This is a genomic window from Nocardiopsis alkaliphila YIM 80379 (assembly GCF_000341005.1).
GTDB classification, from domain to species: Bacteria; Actinomycetota; Actinomycetes; order Streptosporangiales; family Streptosporangiaceae; genus Nocardiopsis; species Nocardiopsis alkaliphila.
On the sequence record NZ_ANBD01000046.1, the window covers coordinates 87,050 to 107,944 of the forward strand.

The 20,895-nt window shown below is 67.1% G+C and carries 21 protein-coding genes and 1 tRNA gene (1 of these 22 running past the window's edge); 11 read left to right on the forward strand and 11 right to left on the reverse strand.

Annotation, left to right across the window (positions count from 1 at the left end):
- The 3 genes from D472_RS0107270 to D472_RS0107280 all read left to right on the forward strand — a co-directional run.
- Window positions 1-1,484, forward strand: the 3' portion of a protein-coding gene (locus D472_RS0107270) for an NADH-quinone oxidoreductase subunit M (protein ID WP_017603835.1). 160 nt of this gene lie to the left of the window's left edge; the window shows 1,484 of its 1,644 coding nt (coding positions 161-1,644); its start codon lies off the left edge, out of view; the stop codon is at window positions 1,482-1,484.
- Entirely contained in the window at window positions 1,481-3,130 is a 1,650-nt protein-coding gene (nuoN, locus tag D472_RS0107275; RefSeq protein ID WP_017603836.1) for an NADH-quinone oxidoreductase subunit NuoN, read from the forward strand. Before D472_RS0107270 ends, nuoN begins: the two co-directional genes overlap by 4 nt.
- Before the next feature lie 137 nt (window positions 3,131-3,267).
- Window positions 3,268-4,272 (forward strand): polyprenyl synthetase family protein, encoded by a 1,005-nt coding sequence (locus D472_RS0107280; RefSeq protein ID WP_017603837.1) that lies wholly within the window; start codon window positions 3,268-3,270, stop codon window positions 4,270-4,272.
- A gap of 86 nt (window positions 4,273-4,358) precedes the next feature.
- Here D472_RS0107280 and D472_RS0107285 read toward each other — a convergent pair whose 3' ends face one another.
- From D472_RS0107285 to rarD, 4 genes are all read right to left on the reverse strand, one after another.
- On the reverse strand, window positions 4,359-5,381 hold the full coding sequence (locus tag D472_RS0107285; protein WP_017603838.1) for a hypothetical protein: 1,023 nt from the start codon (window positions 5,379-5,381) through the stop codon (window positions 4,359-4,361).
- A 172-nt stretch (window positions 5,382-5,553) separates the two neighbouring features.
- Window positions 5,554-6,531, reverse strand: coding sequence for a hypothetical protein (locus tag D472_RS0107290; RefSeq protein ID WP_017603839.1), 978 nt, complete (start codon window positions 6,529-6,531; stop codon window positions 5,554-5,556).
- A gap of 172 nt (window positions 6,532-6,703) precedes the next feature.
- Window positions 6,704-7,495 carry a hypothetical protein gene (locus D472_RS0107295; protein WP_017603840.1) on the reverse strand — a complete coding sequence of 264 codons (792 nt, stop codon included), beginning with the start codon at window positions 7,493-7,495 and terminating at the stop codon, window positions 6,704-6,706.
- A gap of 119 nt (window positions 7,496-7,614) precedes the next feature.
- Entirely contained in the window at window positions 7,615-8,559 is a 945-nt protein-coding gene (rarD, locus tag D472_RS0107300; RefSeq protein WP_017603841.1) for an EamA family transporter RarD, read from the reverse strand.
- A 70-nt stretch (window positions 8,560-8,629) separates the two neighbouring features.
- On the opposite strand from rarD, the gene msrA reads away from it, so the two are divergent.
- The 3 genes from msrA to D472_RS0107315 all read left to right on the forward strand — a co-directional run bounded on the left by msrA (window position 8,630) and on the right by D472_RS0107315 (window position 11,759).
- Entirely contained in the window at window positions 8,630-9,319 is a 690-nt protein-coding gene (gene msrA / locus D472_RS0107305) for a peptide-methionine (S)-S-oxide reductase MsrA (RefSeq protein ID WP_083903403.1), read from the forward strand.
- A gap of 689 nt (window positions 9,320-10,008) precedes the next feature.
- Window positions 10,009-11,034 carry an acyltransferase gene (locus D472_RS0107310; protein ID WP_026117473.1) on the forward strand — a complete coding sequence of 342 codons (1,026 nt, stop codon included), beginning with the start codon at window positions 10,009-10,011 and terminating at the stop codon, window positions 11,032-11,034.
- A gap of 188 nt (window positions 11,035-11,222) precedes the next feature.
- Window positions 11,223-11,759 (forward strand): GNAT family N-acetyltransferase, encoded by a 537-nt coding sequence (locus tag D472_RS0107315; RefSeq protein WP_017603844.1) that lies wholly within the window; start codon window positions 11,223-11,225, stop codon window positions 11,757-11,759.
- A gap of 81 nt (window positions 11,760-11,840) precedes the next feature.
- Here D472_RS0107315 and D472_RS0107320 read toward each other — a convergent pair whose 3' ends face one another.
- The 6 genes from D472_RS0107320 to D472_RS0107345 all read right to left on the reverse strand — a co-directional run bounded on the left by D472_RS0107320 (window position 11,841) and on the right by D472_RS0107345 (window position 17,130).
- Window positions 11,841-12,056 carry a hypothetical protein gene (locus tag D472_RS0107320; protein WP_017603845.1) on the reverse strand — a complete coding sequence of 72 codons (216 nt, stop codon included), beginning with the start codon at window positions 12,054-12,056 and terminating at the stop codon, window positions 11,841-11,843.
- A 69-nt stretch (window positions 12,057-12,125) separates the two neighbouring features.
- Complete coding sequence (locus D472_RS0107325; RefSeq protein ID WP_017603846.1) at window positions 12,126-12,341, reverse strand: hypothetical protein; 216 nt, start codon at window positions 12,339-12,341, stop codon at window positions 12,126-12,128.
- A gap of 398 nt (window positions 12,342-12,739) precedes the next feature.
- Window positions 12,740-13,267 (reverse strand): hypothetical protein, encoded by a 528-nt coding sequence (locus D472_RS0107330; protein WP_026117474.1) that lies wholly within the window; start codon window positions 13,265-13,267, stop codon window positions 12,740-12,742.
- A gap of 177 nt (window positions 13,268-13,444) precedes the next feature.
- Window positions 13,445-14,107, reverse strand: coding sequence for an NAD(P)H-binding protein (locus D472_RS0107335; RefSeq protein ID WP_017603847.1), 663 nt, complete (start codon window positions 14,105-14,107; stop codon window positions 13,445-13,447).
- Between the two features lie 106 nt (window positions 14,108-14,213).
- A complete protein-coding gene (locus D472_RS0107340) occupies window positions 14,214-15,200 on the reverse strand; it encodes a 2-oxoacid:ferredoxin oxidoreductase subunit beta (RefSeq protein ID WP_239642930.1) in 987 nt (328 codons plus the stop codon).
- Between the two features lie 79 nt (window positions 15,201-15,279).
- Window positions 15,280-17,130: a 2-oxoacid:acceptor oxidoreductase subunit alpha gene (locus tag D472_RS0107345; RefSeq protein WP_017603849.1), complete on the reverse strand. Its 1,851-nt coding sequence runs from the start codon at window positions 17,128-17,130 to the stop codon at window positions 15,280-15,282.
- A gap of 466 nt (window positions 17,131-17,596) precedes the next feature.
- Here D472_RS0107345 and D472_RS0107355 point away from each other — a divergent pair, with 466 nt between their 5' ends.
- A complete protein-coding gene (locus tag D472_RS0107355) occupies window positions 17,597-18,457 on the forward strand; it encodes a M48 family metalloprotease (protein ID WP_017603850.1) in 861 nt (286 codons plus the stop codon).
- Window positions 18,458-18,789: 332 nt separating this feature from the next.
- Here D472_RS0107355 and D472_RS0107360 read toward each other — a convergent pair whose 3' ends face one another.
- The gene (locus D472_RS0107360) at window positions 18,790-19,287 is read right to left on the reverse strand and encodes a YajQ family cyclic di-GMP-binding protein (protein WP_017603851.1); all 498 of its coding nucleotides are present in this window, start codon (window positions 19,285-19,287) and stop codon (window positions 18,790-18,792) included.
- 213 nt (window positions 19,288-19,500) lie between these two features.
- Between D472_RS0107360 and D472_RS0107365 the strand changes: the two genes are divergently transcribed.
- From D472_RS0107365 to D472_RS0107380, 4 genes are all read left to right on the forward strand, one after another.
- Window positions 19,501-19,582: transfer RNA gene (locus D472_RS0107365), tRNA-Tyr, on the forward strand.
- A gap of 531 nt (window positions 19,583-20,113) precedes the next feature.
- Window positions 20,114-20,359 (forward strand): hypothetical protein, encoded by a 246-nt coding sequence (locus tag D472_RS0107370; protein ID WP_017543038.1) that lies wholly within the window; start codon window positions 20,114-20,116, stop codon window positions 20,357-20,359.
- Window positions 20,360-20,415: 56 nt separating this feature from the next.
- A complete protein-coding gene (locus D472_RS0107375) occupies window positions 20,416-20,661 on the forward strand; it encodes a hypothetical protein (protein WP_017603852.1) in 246 nt (81 codons plus the stop codon).
- 13 nt (window positions 20,662-20,674) lie between these two features.
- Window positions 20,675-20,895: hypothetical protein (locus D472_RS0107380; protein WP_017603853.1), on the forward strand; the 221-nt coding region annotated here is incomplete at its 3' end.

Below are 20,895 nucleotides of genomic sequence, written 5' to 3' on the forward strand. Positions count from 1 at the left end.
CGGGGGCGGGCGCCGCCTCCGCGGAGACCGCCAAGCGCATCGCACTGGTCGTCTCCCTGGCGACCCTGGCCCTGGTCGTGGCCATGGCCCTGAACTTCGACACCTCCGGGGCGGGGGGCCTGCAGTTCGAGGAGGTCTACCCGTGGATCCCCTACTTCGGGATCCACTTCGCGGTGGGCGTGGACGGCATCGCCCTGGCGCTGATCCTGATGTCGGTGGTCCTGGTTCCGCTGGTCATCCTGGCGGCCTGGAACGAACACTCCGACCTGTCGGACGGTGGCCGCGGCTACTTCGCCCTCATCCTCGCCCTCGAAGCGATGATGATCGGTGTCTTCGCCGCCACCGACGTCTTCCTGTTCTACGTGTTCTTCGAGGTCATGCTGATCCCGGTCTACTTCATGATCGGGCGGTACGGACGCGGTGCCGACCGTGCCAAGGCCGCGATGAAGTTCCTGTTGTACAGCCTGGCCGGCGGCCTGATCATGCTGGTCGCGGTGATCGGCGTGTACGTCATCGGTGGCACCTTCCTGTGGAGCGAGCTGACCGCCTCGGGCGGTCCGCTCGCCGCGGTGGACCCGGCCACGGCGCGCTGGCTCTTCCTCGGGTTCTTCATCGCCTTCGCGATCAAGGCCCCGATGTGGCCGGTGCACACCTGGCTGCCCACCGCGACCGGATCCTCCAGCCCCGGCACCGCGGTCCTGCTGGTCGGTGTCCTGGACAAGGTCGGTACCTACGGCATGCTCCGGTTCTGTCTGGAGCTGTTCCCCGCCGCCGTGTCCTGGTTCGTGTGGCCGGTGGTGGCACTGAGCCTGGTGAGCATCATCTATGGCGCGATCCTGGCCATCGGCCAAAGCGACATGATGCGACTGGTCGCTTATACCTCGGTGTCCCACTTCGGCTTCATCACCTTGGGCATCTTCGTCCTGAACCAGCAGGGCCAGGCCGGGGCGGCCCTGTACATGGTCAACCACGGTTTCGCCACCGGGGCCCTCTTCCTCATCGTGGGCTTCCTCATCGCCCGTCACGGCAGCGCCCGCATCGAGGACTACGGGGGCGTCCAAAAGGTCGCGCCCAAGCTGGCCGGGGTCTTCCTGATCACCGGTCTGGCCGGCCTGGGACTGCCCGGACTGGCACCGTTCGTCGGTGAGTTCCTGGTGTTCATCGGGGCCTACGCCTTCAACCCGGTCCCGGCGGTCATCGCCGTGGTGGGCGTGGTCCTGGCCGCGCTCTACATCCTGTGGATGTACCAGCGCACCATGGCCGGACCCACCCCCGAGAAACTGTCGAAGCTGCCCGACCTGTCCGCGCGTGAGACCTGGGTGATCGCGCCGTTGATCGCCCTCATCATCGGGCTCGGCGTCTACCCGCAGCCCTTGCTCAACGTGATCAATCCCGCCGTCGAACGCACCGTGGAGATCGGGGCGGACACCGCCCAGAGCGCCACGACCGCCGAGGGCGACACCGAGGAAGGAGACGAGGAGTGAACGCGCTCTACGTCGCCGACGGGGCGCCCCCGTCGCTCCCCGGCATCACCGAGGCGGCACCGACCCTGGACTGGTGGCTGCTCGCCCCCATCATGGTCGTGTTCGGCGCCGGTGTGCTGGCGGTGCTTTTCGAGGCCTTCGCACCCAAGAAGGTCCTGCGGCCGCTCCAGATCACGGTCGCCGCGGCGGCCCTGCTCGTCACGTTCGTCCTGATCGTCGTCCAGCTGGGTGAGGTCGGTGACGGTGTACTCCTGGCCGGCGGGGTCCTGGCGGTGGACCGCGTGGTGCTCTTCCTCCAGGGCACCATCACCGTGCTGGCCCTGGTCAGCCTGATGCTCATCGCCGAACGGCGCGACGGGCGCGACGCGTTCTCCGCCCAGGCCGCCACGGTTCCGGGCAGCGAGGAAGAGCGCAGGCACATCCTGGCCGGGTCCCAGCACACCGAGGTCTACCCCTTGGTGCTGTTCGCGGTCCTGGGCATGTTGCTCTTCCCCGCGTCCAACGACTTCCTCACCATGTTCATCGCCCTCGAGGTGATGAGTCTGCCGCTGTACCTGCTGTGCGGGCTGGCACGTCGCCGTCGTCTCTTCTCCCAAGAGGCCGCGGTCAAGTACTTTCTGCTCGGCGCGTTCTCCTCGGCGTTCTTCCTGTTCGGGATCGCCATGGTGTACGGCTACGCGGGTTCGGTGAACTTCTCCGCCATCCGTCAGGCCGTGGAGGCCGGAGGAGCGGAGATCTTCGTCGACGGCAATGGTGAGCCGCTGCTCGTCATGGGCATCGGTCTGGTCGCGATCGGCCTGCTGTTCAAGGTCGGCGCCGTACCCTTCCACAACTGGAAGCCGGACGTCTACCAGGGTGCGCCCACGCCCATCACCGCACTGATGGCCTCCTGCACCCTGGTGGCCGCCTTCGGCGCGCTCCTTCGGGTGTTCTTCGTGCCCTTCGGTGGTGCGGTGGAGATCTGGGAACCGATGCTGTGGACCGTCGCGATCCTGACGATGGTGGTGGCCGCGTTCATCGCCGTCACCCAGCGCGACGTCAAGCGACTGTTGGCCTACTCGTCGGTGGTGCACGCCGGGTTCATCCTCACCGCCGTGATCGCCTCCAGCGCCGACGGTCTCGCGGGCGCCATGTTCTACCTGGCCGCCTACGGGTTCACCACCCTGGGCGCGTTCGCGGTCGTCACCCTGGTGCGCACCAGGGACGGTGGCCAGGAGCTCGGTGACCTGGAGGGCTGGGCCGGACTGGGTCGTCGTGCTCCAGGATTGGCCCTGGCACTGTCACTGTTCCTGTTGGCCTTCGCGGGCATCCCGCTCACCAGTGGGTTCATCGGCAAGTTCGCGGTGTTCGAGGCCGCCGTCGCAGCGGGGGCCGCCCCGCTGGTGGTCGTCGGTGTCCTCAGTAGCGCGGTTACCGCCTTCTTCTACGTCCGGATCATCGTTGTGATGTTCTTCCGGGATTCGGAGGGTGAAGGACCCACGATCGCCCGTGCCGGGGCCCTCACCGGAGGGGTGATCACCGTGGGCGTGGCGGCCACGCTGGCTCTCGGGATCTTCCCGGGCCCGGTTCTGAACAACCTCCTGCCGCCCTTGGAAGGTGATCAGGAACCCGCCGCGGTGATGATCCACCAGGTCGCCGAGGAGTGATCGTGGACCCGGGTGTGGCTTTGGACGAACATTCCGGGTCGGATACCGTGGCAAGTCGGATCATGTTCATGCGTTGAGCGTGCGGCGGCCCCTCCCAGGGGCCGCCGACACGCCCGTTCAACAGGTGGAGCTTTACGGTGAGCGGTGCTGTCCCGAGCGGGTTTCTCGCTCTGCCGAGAGTCGACCCGACCCTCGCCCGGGAAGTCCAGGACGACCTGGAGAAGGTCGAGGAACTGCTGCGGGCGTCGGTGCGGTCCAGCGACCCCCTGCTGACCGAGGCCGCCTCGCATTTGCTGGAGGCCGGCGGCAAACGCTTCCGCGCCATGCTGGTGTTGCTCGCCGGCCATTTCGGTGACCCCACGGTGCCCGACCTCATTCCGGCGGCGGCCGTGGTGGAGTTGACCCACGTGGCCACCTTGTACCACGACGACGTGATGGACGAGGCCGAACTGCGCCGTGGCAAGCCCAGCGCCAACCAGCGCTGGGGAAACACCATCGCCATCCTCACCGGCGACTACGTGTTCGCCAAGGCGTCCACGATGCTCGCCGACCTGGGCACCGAGGCGGTCCGGTTGCAGGCCGAGACCTTCGCCCGCCTGGTGCAGGGTCAAATCCTGGAGACCTCCGGCCCTCGGGACGGCATCGATCCGCTGGACCACTACCTCAACGTCATCGACGACAAGACCGCCTCGCTCATCGCCTCCTCGGCGGAGTTCGGCGGCATGTTCGGCAAGGTCGATCCGGACACGGTGAGCACCCTGACCCGCGCCTGCGACGCGCTGGGCATGGCCTTCCAGCTCGCCGACGACATCCTGGACGTGGCCAGCGAGAGCGCCGATTCGGGCAAGACCCCGGGAACGGACCTGCGCGAGGGCGTGCTCACCCTGCCCATGTTCTACGCGCTGCGCTCCCAGGATCCGGCGGACGAGCGCCTGAAGTCGCTGCTGGGGCGTCCGCTCGACGACACCGAGGCCGAGGAAGCGCTCGCTCTGCTGCGTCCCCACCCGGCCATGGCGGAGGCGGACGCGACCTTGCGCGGTTGGGCCGACAAGGCCCGCGCCGAGCTGCGGACGCTGCCGGACGTGCCGGCGCGCGAGGCTTTCTTTTCCCTGTGCGACTACGTGGTGGAACGCTCCGGCTGAGCCACCGCTCGACGTCTTCACGCGGGCCCCTCCCACGCTTGGGGGAGGGGCCCGCGTCGTCTTCGGACGGGAAGGCCGGGACGAGGTCAGACGGTGGGCAGGGGGACGCCCAGTTTCTGTCGAGTCCGGGCGTAGTAGGCCGGCGGGTGGGTGTCCAGGAAGGTCCAGAGTTCGAATCCTGAATCCGGAACCAGGGCACCGGCCAAAGGCAGGACCGCGGCGGCGCGCTGGTGCTCACCGGCGACGTGCAGTGTGGATCCGAACATGTGCGCGTCCCGGGCGATCAGGGGATAGTCGAGCGGGCCCGCCAGCCAGCGGTCGACGGCGTCGACGATCTCGGCCTTCACCGACGGGTCGGAGTAATAACCCTCCAGTACTCCACGGACGGCACCGTAGGTCTCCAGGCCCTCGTCCCTGAACATGATGTTGAGGTTCTCGTAGTGCGCCTTCGCGATCAGGGCGAGGGAGCGGTCACCGAGAGGAGCCCGCGCCACGGCCTCACGGGCGAAATCGAACATCTCCTCGTGTGAGCCCGACCACTTGTGGCACAGTACCTGGAAACGGCTCTCCTGGGAGGCGCGGTGCTCCGGGTCCAGTTCCACGATCCGCTCCCAGAGGTGGTCCATCTCCTCTCGGGAAAGGCCCATTCCCAGTCCGAACCACTGAAGCTGGTCCAGGGCGGTGGGGGTGAGACTGATCTGGGCCGCGTACATGAGCGGCTCGAAGGCCGGGGCGAGCGTCTCGTGGAAACGGCGGAATCGTTCCTCACCGACGTCCTCGGCCCAGGCGCCGGTGCGGATCTCCCAGGCGGCCTTGGTGCGGGTGGCACCCGCCCACATGAGCAGGTCGGGTTCGGGGTCGGGCTGGTCCATCCCGGACTCCAGCTTCTCCAACAGGGGGATGGTCTCGTTGGAGAGGATGTGCAGACGGAGGGAACGCAGTTGGGGGTCGGGGGTGTCGAGCAGGGCCAGACCTGCGGCGAGGTCACCCGCCTTGACGGCGGGGAGGGCGGCGGCGAGGTCAGGGTCGTGCCAGGGGTCGCCCCAGGTGACGCCGTACTTTCGAGCAAGACGTTCATCATGGCGAGCGAATAGTTTACTGAAAACCATTCTTTGATCATGCCGACGAAACATGACCTGTAATGGCCTTGATGGGTGCGAAACGGCAACGGTTTCCTTCGGCGACCGATGCCATGTGGACGACGCCCGCTTCGCCCGGGATCGGACACACGACGACGGCGCCGCCCCGGGTGCGTGGGGCGGCGCCGTCCATGGGGAAGGTCTAGCTGATGACGGGAAGGGCCTCGGAACCGGGCAGGTCCATGAAGGTCGGGTGCTCGACCATGCCCTCGGGGGTCTCCTGCTCGACGGTGCCGCCCTCGATGGACACCAGGTCGCTGGTGTCCAGGTCGTTGAGCAGGTCCGGGCCACGGCTCAGTCCGGCCACCAGGTCCTCGGCGGTGGTGGTGTCGACGCCTTCGGCCAGCTGGGGGAGCTGGGCGTCGGCCAGCGGGCCGTTCAGGTCGATCGGCTGGACCTCACCCGCGAGCACTGCCTCGGTGAGGTCGGTCAGGCCCGGGGTCGGGGGAGCGCTCGTGGGGTGGCTCATGGGGAGGGTGTCACCTTGTCCGGCGACGGGCGCCGGCGAGTCGAGCTCCTCCAGTTTCAGGGTGTTGCCACCGGTGAGCTCGGTGACCTCGGACAGTTCGGGCAGACGCTGCTCCTCCAGGTCGGGCAGCACGAGCACCTCGTCACGCAACTCGACCACCGACTCAACGGTGTGCGGCAGCACTTCGGAGGCGGAGTCCTCCAAGCCCGCGCCGGCCTTATGGGCGCCCTCCTCCAAGGCCACGCCCGCGTCCTGGGCGGCGGCCTCCACCGCCTCACCGGCGGAGTGGCCGATGGTGTCGTGTGGGTCCCCATCGAGGCCGGTGGCGTCCTGGACCTCGGTGACCGTCTCGGCCAGCGGGGACTCGGGCAGCACGGCACCCAGGTCGGGAGCGCCCCGCTCGGGGTTGTGGGCGCTGCTCTGCAACTCCTCCAGGGCGGTCCCGGCGATGGGCCCCACACCTTCGGGAGCGATCGTGTTCATGGTGGGCGCCACACCCTCGACGAGGACGCGCTCCACGGCGGGGGAGAGGTCGTGCACGGGGGTCTGGAGCCCTTCGGCCCCGGCGACACCGGCGCCGAGGGCCACGAAGCCGGCGACACCCGCGGCGAGGATCACCGTTCGGGCGGAGAGACGCTTGGTCTGGGTCATGGGATTCCTTCCCTGATGAAGCCATGTGCTGACGGGAGGGCCGCGAGGAGCGGCCTGACTGAGCCGGGGCGGACCACCGGCTGACGTGAATCACGTGAACGACGGCACGGGACTCAGGTCAGCTCCCAGGGAGAAGGGCGGGCTGGGAACGGTCCGAGGACGGGACCGTTCGTTAATCGGGCGAGACCGTGGGGTCGTCGGCCGGATCCACGGGAGTGGCGTGTGGGCGCTGGACGCGGACAGGCGCGTCGGCGGCCTTCGGTCCGGGGAGCGCGGGGGAGTCGAGGTAGCCCGCGACGGCGGTGGCCGGGGCGGGAGCGCTCGCGGTGGCCGCCGAGGAAGAGGTGGCGGGCTGAACCCGGGGCCGGTCGATGGTCGGCTCGGTGGACCCGGTGTCGCCGACGTTCTCGGTGGCCTCGACCACGTCGGTGCGGTCGGCCTGAGGGTGTCCCCGCAGGGGTGTGGTCGTCACGGGCTCGGGAATACCCACGTCCTTGGACCGTGCACGGTCCGAAGAAGAGGAATCGGCCGTGGCGAGCGGTTCGACGGCGGGCCCGGTGGATTCGGTGACACCCGCCGCGATGATCGGTTCGTGCTCGGTGAGGTCCTCTCGGGTCCGGTCGAGTTCGGTCACGGCACCGCGTACCTCGTCATGGACTTCGGTGCCGGGGGGCCCGGGCAGGGCGGTGGCGCTCGCAGTGACCTCGGTGGCGCCCTGTTCCACACGCTGGTGAACGCCGCCCAGGACCCCGGTCACCGGCGCCGTGACCTCTTCCACCCGTTCGAGGGTGCGCCCCCGCTCCGCTTCTTGGAGAACTTCGGGAAGGGACTCGGCCTGCGCGGGCGAGGACAGAAGCCACAAGGCGGCCAAGAGGGAGCCGAACAGGAACAGCAGGGCGGGTGCGGCCGAACGCAGGCCCGAGACGGCACTGAACGTGCCGTTTCGGCCGGCGTGAGGCTTCACGAACCCTCCTGGGCATAGGTGCGGTGGGAGTCGGGTCGGTGCCCGATGATCACGACCAGACGTTAGCACAGTGTCACTGAGGGTGGTTTCGGTTTGCCGGAACCAGGGAACCTCGCTGCTCAGTCCCGAGCTGGGGAAGGCGAAGAGGCGTTCGGGGGCCGGCCCGTCGTCGCGTGTGCGACGGACCTTCGGGGTGAAGAGCGCAGCTGGTCATAGGCGAAGACGCATACGGCCGACCACACGAAACCGAAACCCACCCATCGGGCCGGTGGCATCTCCTCGCCTTGGAGTAGCCAACCGATCAGGAACATCATGGTGGGCGTGATGAACTGCAACATCCCGATCACGCTCAGCGGGATTCGGCGGGCGGCCATGCCGAACAGCAGCAACGGAAGGGCCGTCACGAACCCCCCGCCCACGAGCAGGGCCGTGTGCGCGGGTGAGACCGAGAACGTGGTGCCCGTACCCATGGCCTCCAGATAGATCACGTAGCCCAGTGCGGGCAGGAACATCACCAGGGTCTCGACGGTCAGGCTCTGCATTCCGTCCAGGCTCACGTACTTCTTCACCGCGCCGTAGGCGGCGAATGAAGTGGCCATCAACAAGGAGAGCCAGGGGGTCGAACCGTAGGCGAAGGTCATCACGACCACCGCCATCGCGCCCAGACCCACGGCCACCCACTGGGCGACGCGCAGGCGCTCGGAGAAGAACACCACGGCCAGACAGACGGTCATCAGGGGGTTGATGAAGTAGGCCAGTGAGGCCTGGAGGGTCTGAACGATGGAGACCGAGTAGATGAAACCCCACCAGTTGATCGAGATCAACACGGCGGCCGCGGCCACCGGGAGCAGCCGCCGTGGGTTGCGCAGGAGGGGTGGTAACCAGGCCCAGCCGCGTCGTGCCGCCAGGAGGAAGACGCACATCGCGGCCAGGGCCCACACCATGCGGTGGGCGAGGACCTCGGCCGGCTCGGCGGGGGAGAGGAAGGGCCAGTACATGGCGGCGAAGCCCCACAGGAGGAAGGCGCTCGCCCCAAGGATGACACCACGGTTGGATTCCGGCACAACGCTAATCGTAGGATGAATCATCCTTCCTGTCCCCCTTTTTCTCACCGGTCGTGGATAGCCTGGAGACATGTTCGGTTCAAAGACGACCATGGTCGATCCCGCTCGCGCCCTCCCAGGCAGGGAGATCCCGATCGAACCACCCTTCGGGCACACCGTCCTGGGCACCGCCTTGACTCCGCCCTACCCGGAGGGCAGTGAGGTCGCCGACCTGGGGATGGGCTGTTTCTGGGGCGCCGAGCGCGTGTTCTGGCGCTTGGGCGCCGAACGGGGCGTCATCACCACCGCCGTGGGATACGCGGGTGGCTACACGCCCAACCCCACCTACGAAGAGGTCTGCTCGGGCCTGACCGGGCACACCGAGGTCGTCCGGGTGGTCTTCGACCCGAGGAAGATCTCCTACGAGGAGATCCTCAGGGTCTTCTGGGAGGGCCACGACCCCACGCAAGGGCTGCGCCAGGGCAACGACGTCGGCAGTCAGTACCGGTCGGCGATCTACTACCACTCCGAGTCCCAGCGTGAGGTCGCCGAGGCCACCCGGGACGCCTTCCAGCCGGTCCTCGCCCGTGCCGGCTACGGTCCCATCACCACCGAGATCGCCTCACTAAAGACGTTCTACTTCGCCGAGGACTACCACCAGCAGTACCTTTCGGACGCCAAGAATCCCAATGGTTACTGCGGTATCGGTGGTACCGGAGCCAGCTGCCCGATCGGGGTCGTGACCTCGGACGACGCGGACTCTGGACGCGTGGCCGGGTAGTACGGCCGAGCACGTGCGAGTACGCCCGCGAACGCTCGAACGATGGCCGGGCGTCGGGTCGGCCCTGGTTCGATGACGCTCGCCCGGATTCCTCTAGGAACCCGTCCGCCCGCCGGTCGCAAGGAGCGACCTGTTCCGTGACGGGCGCGAACAGGGCATGGCGGACCGGGCCGCGACGGAGTCCTGGTGAGACCAGGGATGTTTCATTCCCGGGGGCGCAGCCGCCTACCGGCCGAAGGAGGGTCCTTTGAAACGGCGCGCCGGGCCGCGAGACGGAAGCCCTTCCAGCGGCCCTCCGCCACGCGCATGGTGTCGTGGAACGGGACCGGTGCTTCGGGTTCGCTCGGCATGGCTCGATACCGCGCTCCCTCGGCGCCCCACGGTCGGTCTCGACCCGCTGGGCGGCTCAGGGATCGCTGCCCCCGTGGGGCGGTCCCTTCATCCGCGACCACATGCCTTCGGTGTGCGTGTCCACTCGGGCACCCGGTGTGTCGGCGATGGCTTGTGAAGAATCGACGGAGTATTGGAGTCCAGGTCAGGGAGTATGCCTTGGCGGGCGGGCCCCCTCTGCTCCCCCGGGCTCGAGTTGAACTTCGCTATAACGAAATGGTATCGGTAGGGGGGTGCGAGTAGAGACAGCCCCCGCTGGCAGGCCGACGCTTTCCCCGCCCTCCCCATCCACCGACTGGGTGGGGTTCGCGCGCGTGGCCGCGATGGTCGCGGTGATCATCGTGCACGCCTACTCACCTTTGGTGAGTACGATCTACGCCGACCTCGGCGGTTACACGTGGTGGTCCGCCAACTTCGTGGACGCCGCCACGCGCTGGTGCGTCGCGGTGTTCGTCATGATCAGCGGCGCCCTGCTACTGGGTCCGCGTGAGGAGGGCGTGGGCGACTTCTACCGCAAGAGGTGGGCCAAGATCGGCGTGCCCCTACTGGTGTGGACCGCCCTCTACCTGCTCTGGCAACAGTGGCGCGACGGCCTCGACGCGCCCAGCATGGCCACGCAGGCCGCCTCGGGAGCCCCGTCGATCCACCTGTACTTCCTGTACGTCATCGCCGGTCTCTACCTGTTCACCCCGTTCTTGAGGACGGTGGTCGAGCACGGTTCACGCACCGCCCTGTGGTGGTTCGCCGGCGCGGCGTTCGGAGTGGGCGTCCTCGACCAGTTGCTGTCCCTGATCGACGGGGCCGGAGGCGTGAGTGCCGTCACCCGCTTCCTCCCCTTTCTCGGCTACTACCTGGTGGGATGGCTGTTGCTGACCACCGCCCCAGGGCCCCGGACCACCCGTGTCGGAATCGCCGCGCTCGTCCTAGGGGTCACCGCCACCACCGTGGGTGCCGGCGTCGCCGCGCACATGGAGGGGGAATGGAGCTCCGGTGGCGAGTACTTCTACGCCTTTTTGTCCCCGCCGATGATCCTCGCGGGTATCGGTGCCTACCTGACGCTGCGTGCCGTGGGCACTCGCCTGGCCATGGCGGAGAACCCGGCGGCGAGGGCCGCCAAGGGGGTCGTTCGTGTGGTGTCCGGGCTGAGCTTGGGGGTCTACCTCGTGCACGTCATCGTGCTGTACACACTGCGTGACCTGTGGGGGATGCCCGAGGGCTATCCGGCACTGTTCGCGGCGGCCGGGTACGCCATCGTGACCGCGGTGATCAGCCTGCTCCTAGTGGCCCTCATGCGGCGGGTCCCTCTGCTGCGCTCCACCGTCTGACCCCTGCTCCATGGCTCGGTCTGGACCACCAGGCCGGTTTCGGGCCGCGTGGACCGTTCGACTCGCCAGAACGGGTTCGGCGCCGCGCGCCTTCGTTCTCCGCACCGCCGAAAACGCGAAACCACTTGCCCCGGCCCGGCGGCGGTCCTAGGTTGGCGCGACCGGAGTCTGGAGGAAAGAGGTGGCCGTTGTACCGACTGCGCAAGTGGCACCGAGGAGATGTGGAGCGTCTGCTCGAGGCGTTCGCCTGGGAGGAGCTGACCCGGCAGGAAGCCGACGTACCCCGTACCCGGGAGGATGCGGTGGAGTGGATCGAACGCCGTGACGTGTTGGCCCGGGAGCAGGATGTTCACGGATTCGCGGTGGTCGACGGACCGGACAGGGTGCTGGGTCACGTGCAGATCGCGGTCACCAGCCGTAGGCACGAGTCGGGCTGGTTGTCGTTTTGGACGCATCCGGCCGAACAGGGGCGTGGTGTGGCCACCGAGGGAGCTCGGCTGATCTCGCGGTTCGCCTTCGATGAGCTGAACCTGTTCCGGGTGGAGGCGGGGCACCGGATCGACAACCCGGGTTCTTGTCTGGCCTTGGGGAGGGCGGGGCTGCGGCCCGAGGGGATGGAGCGGGCCAAGCTGCGCTACGGCACCTCCCGCTACGACACGGCCTCGCACGCCCGCCTGGTCACCGATCCGGACGTCTGGTCCGCCGAGGGGCCCTGTAAGGGATGAGCGACTCCGGGTGAACACACACGTGGGGCACGGATGGATCCTCCACCGTGCCCCACGTCGTCGACGCGCTGGGAGCGTGGGCTACCAGTCGAAGACGGAGATGCCCGAGGTGTTGGTGCTGGAGGTGACGTTGCAGCCGTCGGAGCTGAAGCCCGAGAAGGTGAGGACGTCGGCGCAGATGGGCACCGTGAGGTTCTGGACGTTGGCGTTGTTGTCGGCGGCGGCGGTGCCGGACATGGCACCGAAGGCGAGGCCGGTGGCGAGGAGGAGACCGGAGATGGTGGTGATGCGCTTCATGCTGAGTGTTCCTTTTCGGTTCGCTGTGTGCGGGTGGTGCCGGCGGCTGCGTGGAGCCGGTCCGGGTGACTAGTCGTCGTGGACGGTGATGCCCGAGTGCGCGTTCCAGTCCACGACGTTGCAGCCGCCGCCGCTGATGCCGGAGGCCTTCAGGACGTCCACACAGATCGGGATGGTGACGTTCTGGATGTCGGCGTTGTTGTCGGCTGCGGCCGTGCCGGTGAAGGCACCGAAGGCGATGCCGGTTGCCAGGACGAAGCCGGAAATCTTGGCGATACGGGACATGCGAGTCACCTTTCGGAAGTACAAAACGGGTTGGCTGCTGCCGCCGTAATTAACCTACCGTAATCAGGTGGATGCTTGTGGTAATTACCTGAAGGAATCCAAGGTTTCCCAGGAGTTTCTTCGGCTTCACGGTCGGCATGCCGGACATGACGCCACTTGGTGCGTCGCCGTGTTACACAACCGAAAGAGTTGCTGAAGCAGGGTCCTGGCGAATGTATCGGAATAGGAAACGACCGGACATCAGGGTGGAGGTGGTGTTTTGGGGGTCCCTTTCACCGCATGGAAAAGGCCCGCACGGCTTCATGCACATACTCCCCGGAAGCGGAACCGATTTCTCAGTCCAACTTCCGGGGAGCGGTTCATCAGTGACGTGCGGGCCTTGACGAACGGAAGGCCGGTTACCAGCCCTGCTGGCCGTAACCCGGGTACTGCTGACCGTATCCAGGTTGCTGACCGTATCCCGGATGCTGCCCGTATCCGGGATACTGCTGCTGGTCGTAGCCCGGGTACTGCTGCGGCTGCTGACCGTAGCCTTGGCCGTAACCCGCGTACGGGTCCTGTTGTTGGGCACCGGTGGGGTACTGCGGATAGGCGGGCTGTTGTCCCGACTGGTCTTGCTGCGGAGCCGAATTCTGGGCTTGGCTCTGCTCGGCCTCCTTGGCCTTGAGCGCCTCGAAGTCGGGCCGGAAGATGAACAGGCGGGCGGCCTTGGACTCGCCGTCCTCACTCGGGGTGATCAGATCCAAGCGCCACCCGGCCTCCTCGATCCCCTCCAAGATGCGGGTCAGGCCCGGGCGCAGCTTGCTGGACGCCTCGTCGTAGGCGTTGACCTCCAGTTGGATGATGAACATCCGACGCTTCTGTTGCGCGGCGACCTTGGCGTGTTCGACGACCGTGCTGTCCCTCACGACCTGTGTGACACTCATGAAAAATCGTACCCATCTGCTCTGTGGAGCTGCTGTGCCCGTCGGTGTCGTGTTCCCGGTCGTCCGCTTTCACCGTGGCGGGGGTCCGCCGGGCTCCGCTCCCATCATGCCCGCCAATGGTGCTCATGGCCACAGAGAACGGTCCCCCGCCTCGATGCCCCAAGGCGCGAGAAGGAGCTAACCCGCGGCCGCGCGAACGGCCTCGACGACGGGTGTCGGCCCATTCACCAGATTGAGAACCCGGCCGGCCGTACCTGGTTCGTCCAAGAGGGCGACGATCACCGCGGCGACGTCCTCACGTGTCACCGCCTCGCGTTCCACCTCCTCGCCCAGATCCACCTGACCGGTTCCGGCCTCGTCGGTGAGCCGACCGGGACGCAGGATCGTCCAGTCCAGGTCGAGGTCGCGCTGACGAAGGTCGTCGTCGGCGGCCTTCTTCGCCGCCACGTACGCCCTCCAGACCTCGTCGGTGCCCTCGGGCACCGGCTCGTCCACGTTGATCGCCGAGATCTGGATCAGCCGGCGTACTCCGGCCAGGGAGGCCGCGTCCGCGGTCAGCACCGCGGCCTTGTGGTCCACCGTCTCCTTACGGGCCGCGCCACTACCCGGCCCGGCACCGGCCGCGAACACCACGGCGTCGGAGCCCATGATCTTCTCGGCCAACTCGGTGACCGTGGCCTGTTCCAGGTCGACCACGAGCGGCTCGGCCCCGGCGTCCATGACGTCCTGGGAATGGTCTGGGTTGCGGATGAGGGCCACGGGGTGGTCCCCACGGTCGGCCAGCATCCTGGACAGTCGTAGGGCGATCTTGCCGTGCCCTCCGGCGATGACGATACGCATGGGGGCAGCGTATTGCCTTCGACGGTGGTGGCGCAGGAGCCCGCCCCGGGCGAGGCGGGTGAACCTCCCGACCCCGCCCGGAGCGCACACGTGGGTACGTCGGTCCCTACTCCACGGTCCAGGTGTCGCCGCCGGCCAGCAACGCCGCCAACTCTCCGTCGCCTCGCTCGGCCCGCGCGTCCTCGATCTGCTCGTTCAACAGGTCGTCATAGGTGGGCCGCCGCACGTCCCGGAACACCCCGACCGGCACGTGCTCGAAGGCGGGTCGGTCCAGACGAGACAGCGCGAACGCGTAACCCGGATCCTCACGATGGGCGTCATGCCGGATCAGCCGGTCCTCACCGACCTCGTCCACGTCCACGACCTCCAGGCCCCCGAACTCCCCGGCGATCACACCCCGGTCCGGGCCCAGACGCAGTGGTTCGCCTTGCTCCATACGCAGGAGCCGTAGATCTCGGGAGGAAGGGTCCTTCAACGGTTCGAACGCGTCGTCGTTGAAGATCGGACAGTTCTGGTAGATCTCCACGAACGAGGCGCCGGGGTGGTCGGCGGCGGCCCGGAGCACCGACGTCAAGTGCTTGCGGTCGGAGTCCACCGTCCGCGCCACGAAACCGGCCTCCGCGCCCAACGCCAACGACACCGGATTGAACGGCTGGTCCAACGAGCCCAACGGCGACGACTTGGTGATCTTCCCGGGTTCGGAGGTGGGAGAGTACTGGCCCTTGGTGAGCCCGTAGATCCGGTTGTTGAACAACAGGATGTTGACGTTGACGTTGCGGCGCAGCGCGTGGATGAGGTGGTTGCCACCGATGGACAGCCCATCGCCGTCACCGGTGATCACCCATACCGACAGGTCCGGTCGGCTCGCCGCCAGCCCCGTGGCGATCGCCGGGGCGCGCCCGTGGATCGAGTGCACGCCGTACGTGCTCAGGTAGTACGGGAAGCGTGAGGAACAACCGATTCCGGAGACCATCACGATGTTCTCGCGGGGCACGCCCAGCTGCGGTAGGAACGATTGGAAGGCGGCCAGGATCGCGTAGTCGCCACAGCCCGGGCACCAGCGGACCTCTTGGTCGGACTTGAAGTCCTTCATCTTGTAGGTGGTGTCGGTCTTGGGCACCAGCCGTAGTCCGGCGAGCTCGCCCTCACGACTCGTGTTCCCGCTCGGATTGTCAGTCACGGTCGATGACCTCCTGCAGCACACCCGCGAGCTCTTCGGCCTTGAAGGGCAGACCGCGGACCTTGTTGTAACCGATGACGTCGACCAGGAAGCGGCCGCGCAGTAGCAGCGCCAACTGGCCCAGATTGATCTCGGGGACCACTACTCGGTCGTAGCTTCGCAGCACTTCGCCGAGGTTGACCGGGAACGGGTTGAGGTGGCGCAGGTGAGCCTGGGCCACTCGGCCGCCCGCGCGTCGCACCCGGCGTACGGCAGCGGTGATCGACCCGTAGGTACCACCCCAACCCAGCACGAGCACCCTCGCTTCGCCGCTGGGGTCGGACACCTCCAGCTCGGGGAGGTCTTGGGCGATGGCGTCGATCTTGGCCTGGCGGGTGCGGACCATGAGGTCGTGGTTGCCGGGGGTGTAGGAGATGTCGCCACTTTGAGCGTGCTTCTCGATCCCCCCGAGCCGGTGTTCCAATCCGGGGGTGCCCGGCACCGCCCACGGGCGGGCCAGGGTCCGCTCATCGCGCAGGTACGGCAGGTAGCTTCCGTCCGGCCCGTTGGGCTCGGTGGCGAAATCGGGTTCGATGACCGGCAGCTCGGACACCTCCGGCAGCCGCCAGGGCTCGGAACCGTTGGCGAGGTAACCGTCCGAGAGCATCACCACGGGCGTCCGGTACTTCACCGCCAGGCGGGTGGCCTCCAACGCGACGTCGAAGCAGTCGGAGGGCGAGGCGGGGGCCACCACGGGGAGCGGGGATTCGCCGTTGCGCCCGTACAGTGCCATCAGCAGATCCGTCTGCTCGGTCTTGGTGGGCATACCGGTACTGGGCCCGGCCCGCTGCACGTCGATGATGACCAGTGGCAACTCGGTCATCACGGCCAGCCCCACGGTCTCCTGCTTGAGCACCATGCCTGGCCCCGAGGTGGTGGTCACTCCCAGGGAGCCGCCGAACGAGGCGCCCAAGGCCGCGCCGACCCCGGCGATCTCGTCCTCCGCCTGGAAGGTTCGCACCCCGAACCTCTTGTGCCTGGACAGTTCGTGCAGGATGTCCGAAGCCGGAGTGATCGGGTAGGAGCCCAGGAACAACGGCAACCCGGACTGCCTGGAACCGGCGATCAGTCCGTAGGCGGTGGCCAGGTTCCCGGTGATGTTCCGGTAGGTGCCGGCCGAGAGCCTGGCCGGCTTGATCTCATAGGAGACCGCGAAGTCCTCGGTGGTCTCGCCGAAGTTCCACCCCGCCTGGAACGCGGTGAGGTTGGCGGAGAGGATGTCCGGTTTGCCGGCGAACTTGGATTTGAGGAACGAGATCGTTCCCTCCGTCGGACGGTTGTACATCCAGGACAACAGCCCCAGCGCGAACATGTTCTTCGCGCGCTGGGCGTCCTTCTTGGAGAGGTCGGAATCGGCCAGGGCCGCTACCGTCATCGAGGTCAACCCCACAGCGCTGACCTTGTACCCGTCCAGGCTTCCGTCGGTGAGCGGGTCGGCCGTGTAGCCGACCTTGGCTAGGCTGCGCTTGGTGAACTCGTCGGTGTTGACGATGATCGTGGCGCCCCTGGGCAGATCGCCGAGGTTGGCCTTGAGCGCTGCGGGGTTCATCGCGACCAACACGTCCGGGGCGTCCCCCGGCGTCACGATGTCGTGGTCGGCGAAGTGCAACTGGAAACTGGAGACCCCCGGAAGGGTGCCGGCGGGGGCGCGGATCTCCGCCGGGAAATTCGGCAGGGTCGACAGGTCGTTGCCGAACGAGGCGGTCTCCTGGGTGAATCGGTCACCGGTCAATTGCATGCCGTCGCCGGAGTCACCGGCGAAACGGATGACGACACGGTCGAGTTGTTCGATCTGTTTGGCCACTGAGATCGACGACCTCCTCGGTGAGCCGCCGGTCGTGGAGGCGGCGGCGCTCGGGTGTTCCACCCCCGGCCGGACCGCACCGTCGCGGACCGGATGACCGGAGTCGGGGGCAGGGGATGGCTGTCATGGCCCTCACGCCCGCCGGGTGCGCCAACCCAGCGTGGCGCTGCGGGTGCCGCGTCCGGATCGTGTGAGGCTGCCGAACCTTCAGCGACGGTACCCATCGTTCAGGGAGGACGGGGTTCTCCCGCCTTCGCCGCGCGGAGTGATGAGGGCCACGTTCGCACTATAGGTCGTCGGGTGGGAGACCAGGCGCCTCGGGTGGCGATTGTCACAGTCGGGGCGTTCCCAGGTGTGGAGGGTGAACACCGACAGGTCACATAGGGAACGCAAGACGCCGACCCGCACGTTTGTCACCATGTACGGATCAAAAGCCGGGGAGCGGCGGACAGTGGAAGGAGGGCGCGTGCACGTCAACGCGGTTCGCGCGGTCGGCCTGTTCGTCGGAGTTTCGGCGCTCGTCGTCCTGGCCGGCTGGTTGTGCGGGGCGCACAAAGGGGTCCAGGTATCGATCGCCCTGGTGCTCTGCGCGGGGATCCTCGTCTACCTCTTCGGAGAGTCCTTGGCGCTGCGGGCGATGCGTGCGCGCCCGGTCAGTGAGATCGAACGCCCCGAGCTCTATCGGATCGTTCGGGAGCTCGCCACCACGGCCAGGCAGCCCATGCCGAAGCTGTACCTGTCGCCGGTGGCCTCTCCCAACGCCTTCGCCACCGGAGGTAACCCGCGACGGGCCGCACTGTGCTGCACGACCGGGTTGCTGCGCACCCTCGACGAACGTGAGCTGCGCGGGGTGATCGCCCATGAGTTGGCCCACATCCGTTCGTACGACACCCTGCTCAGCTCGGTCGCGGCGACTTTGACGGCCCTGATCACGGCCCTGACCGCGATCACCTTCCTATTACCGCTGGGTGAGTCCGAGGAGACGGACGTGCCCAATCTGCTGGGCGGGTTGATGCTGACCCTGCTGGCTCCGTTGGCGGCCATGGTCGTTCATTGCGGGGTGGGGCGCTCTCGGGAGTTCCGGGCCGACGAGATGGCGGCGAAGACCACCGGAGATCCCCTGGGCCTGGCCAAGGCGCTGCTGAAGTTGGAGGCGGGCAACCGGGCCTACCCGCTGCCCCGCGAACGTGTGCTGTTGGCCACGGCGCACCTGATGATCATGAATCCGTTCCCCGGACGCCTGGGCAGATTCTTCTCCGCGCATCCCCCGGTCGCCGAACGCGTCCAGCGGCTACGGGACCTGCGTCGCCGGTGGGATCTGAGCTGAAGCCCTCGGACACGGTGATGGCCGCCCATCGATGTGTGGGCGGCCATCACTACGTGCAGGAGGGCAGGTCCTGTTCTTCGAAACCCGTGGAGGTGTCACGGGTGGGATCGCTCAAAGGGACTCCTCGGCCGCCAGGCCGTCCGTTGAGGGCGAACAAGCGGGCGACGAAGAGGGAGGGGACTCCTCGGCCGCCAGGCCGTCCGTTGAGGGCGGTGGCGGGCGACGGGTGGGCGGCGCCCCCGCCGCAGGCGCCACGGCCGCTCTGGAATCCATTCCCGGCTCCCAAGCGCCCGAACACCTCGAAGCGAAGCGGAGGCGCCGAAGGACACCGCTCAGCGGTAGTTGACGAACTGGAGCGCCAGGTCGAAGTCCTTCTCCTTGATGAGGGTCATGACGCTTTGGAGGTCGTCCTTCTTCTTGGAGCTGACCCGAAGCTCCTCACCCTGGATCTGGGCCTTGACCCCCTTGGGGCCTTCGTCCCGGATGAGCTTGGAGATCTTCTTGGCGTCCTCGGTGGAGATGCCCTCCTTGAGGTTCACCGGGAGGCGGTACTCCTTGCCGGAGGGCTTGGGCTCTTCGTCGGAGTCCAGGACCTTCAAGGAGATCTTGCGCTTGACCAGCTTCTCCTTGAAGACCTCCAGAGCGGCCGTGGCGCGCTCTTCGGAGGTGCTCTTGATCTCGATGCCGTTCTCACCCTGCCAGGCGATGGTGGTCCCGGTGCCCTTGAAGTCGAACCGCTGGGACAGTTCCTTGCCGGCTTGGTTCAGGGCGTTGTCGACCTCCTGCCGGTCGAGCTTGGACACCACGTCGAAACTGGATTCGGCGGCCACGTACTCTCACACCCCGCTACGTTCGATGGTTCACGGGCGATGCCCGTGCACGTCTCCTGTGGCCCGATCCGGGCCGGCTTCAGAGCTTATCCCCGCCCCGTCCGGTGCGCCGGAAGCACCGGGCAAGGCGCGCCCGGCCAACCGATTTCATGTTCGGGCCCATCATCCGCTATTGTCGTTCATGCGCGGCGACGCACACGTCGCAGCAGCCCAGGCAGGTTGCCCGAGTGGCCAATGGGAGCGGACTGTAAATCCGTCGGCTTAGCCTTCCAAGGTTCGAATCCTTGACCTGCCACACTGGGAGAAGACCCCGGTGACCAGCTCAGACGCTGGTCACCGGGGTCTTTTGCGTTCCCGATCGTTCACGGCTGTCTGTGTAACAGCTGTGAAACGCCCTCAGGGTGCGTCTTCGGGCCTCCTCTCGGACACCTTGGAGGTCGGCGGGGCGCTCTTGGCCCTGGACGCCACGCCGGCGCGGTCCCTCGTGTTCGGGGTCGCTTGGTCACCGTCTGCGTATGCGGTCACGAAGGGTCAGGGGATTCGGGTGGCCGCCAAGTCATCACGCACAGGTAACGGGATGGCCATGTGGGGTCACTTTTCGGGGGTGGGCGTGCGGGCGGAGGATGCTGGAAAATCAGTGAATCGACCTATTTGATTTGCCGGGCAAAAGGAATTCTCCTGGCAATATGGACAAAATTTCCTGCGAGTTTCGGCGTTGACAAAAAATGAGGTCAGGCTGATGATTACCTCAGTCCACCGCGACACAGGTGCAACAAGCGCCTGCGTCTTTTTCTGTCAATGCCTCGCATTAATTCTCGGGGGAAACATGATCAAGAAGCTGACCGCTGCTGGCCTGGTCGCCGGTGCCGCGATGGGCGCTCTCCTCATGGGGGCTCCCGCTCACGCTTCGCACGGTGGGGACCAGCAGTTCAACCAGAACCTGCAGCTGGTTCCGATTCAGTCCTGCAACCTGACCGGCAGCGTCGGCCTGGTCGCCGTCACCGTGCCGATCCTGTCGCCGCAGACCACCGGTGACTGCGTGAACGGCCCCATCGGCACCAACATCAGCTGATTTCGGCAATAAGTTCGACCGAGACGATATCTCAAATCTTCCCGAAGGGTAATTCAATGCTGCGTAAGCTCGGTGTTGCCGGCCTCGTCGCTGGTGCCGCTTTCTCCGCCGTTCTGGCCGTCACCCCGGCCTCCGCCTCGCACGGGGGCGACCAGCAGTACAACCAGAACCTGCAGGCCATTCCGGTCCAGCTGTGCAACACCAACGCCGTCGTGGGTCTGGTGGCCGTCAACCTGCCGATCCTGTCGCCGCAGACCACTGGTGACTGCGTCAACGGCCCCGTCAGCACCAACATCGACTAGGAGAACCCCGAAAATGCGTAAGTTCACCGCTGCCACCGCCATCGCCGGTATCGCTCTGGGCGCCATGCTCGCCGCCGCTCCGGCCTCCGCCTCGCACGGGGGCGACCAGCAGTACAACCAGAACCTGCAGGCCATTCCGGTCCAGCTGTGCAACACCGACCTGGTCGTCGGCCTCGTCGCGGGTGTCAACGTGCCGGTCCTGTCGCCGCAGACCACCGGTGACTGCGTCAACGG

Excerpts from the sequence above, each read along its gene's own strand:
- D472_RS0107325 (WP_017603846.1), bottom strand. The coding sequence starts at position 12,341 with ATGTCCCGTATCGCCAAGATTTCCGGCTTCGTCCTGGCAACCGGCATC.
- D472_RS0107320 (WP_017603845.1), bottom strand. The coding sequence starts at position 12,056 with ATGAAGCGCATCACCACCATCTCCGGTCTCCTCCTCGCCACCGGCCTC.
- msrA (WP_083903403.1), top strand. The coding sequence starts at position 8,630 with ATGTTCGGTTCAAAGACGACCATGGTCGATCCCGCTCGCGCCCTCCCA.
- D472_RS0107330 (WP_026117474.1), bottom strand. The coding sequence starts at position 13,267 with ATGAGTGTCACACAGGTCGTGAGGGACAGCACGGTCGTCGAACACGCC.
- D472_RS0107340 (WP_239642930.1), bottom strand. The coding sequence starts at position 15,200 with ATGAAGGACTTCAAGTCCGACCAAGAGGTCCGCTGGTGCCCGGGCTGT.
- D472_RS0107370 (WP_017543038.1), top strand. The coding sequence starts at position 20,114 with ATGATCAAGAAGCTGACCGCTGCTGGCCTGGTCGCCGGTGCCGCGATG.
- D472_RS0107375 (WP_017603852.1), top strand. The coding sequence starts at position 20,416 with ATGCTGCGTAAGCTCGGTGTTGCCGGCCTCGTCGCTGGTGCCGCTTTC.
- D472_RS0107290 (WP_017603839.1), bottom strand. The coding sequence starts at position 6,531 with ATGACCCAGACCAAGCGTCTCTCCGCCCGAACGGTGATCCTCGCCGCG.
- D472_RS0107285 (WP_017603838.1), bottom strand. The coding sequence starts at position 5,381 with ATGGTTTTCAGTAAACTATTCGCTCGCCATGATGAACGTCTTGCTCGA.
- D472_RS0107335 (WP_017603847.1), bottom strand. The coding sequence starts at position 14,107 with ATGCGTATCGTCATCGCCGGAGGGCACGGCAAGATCGCCCTACGACTG.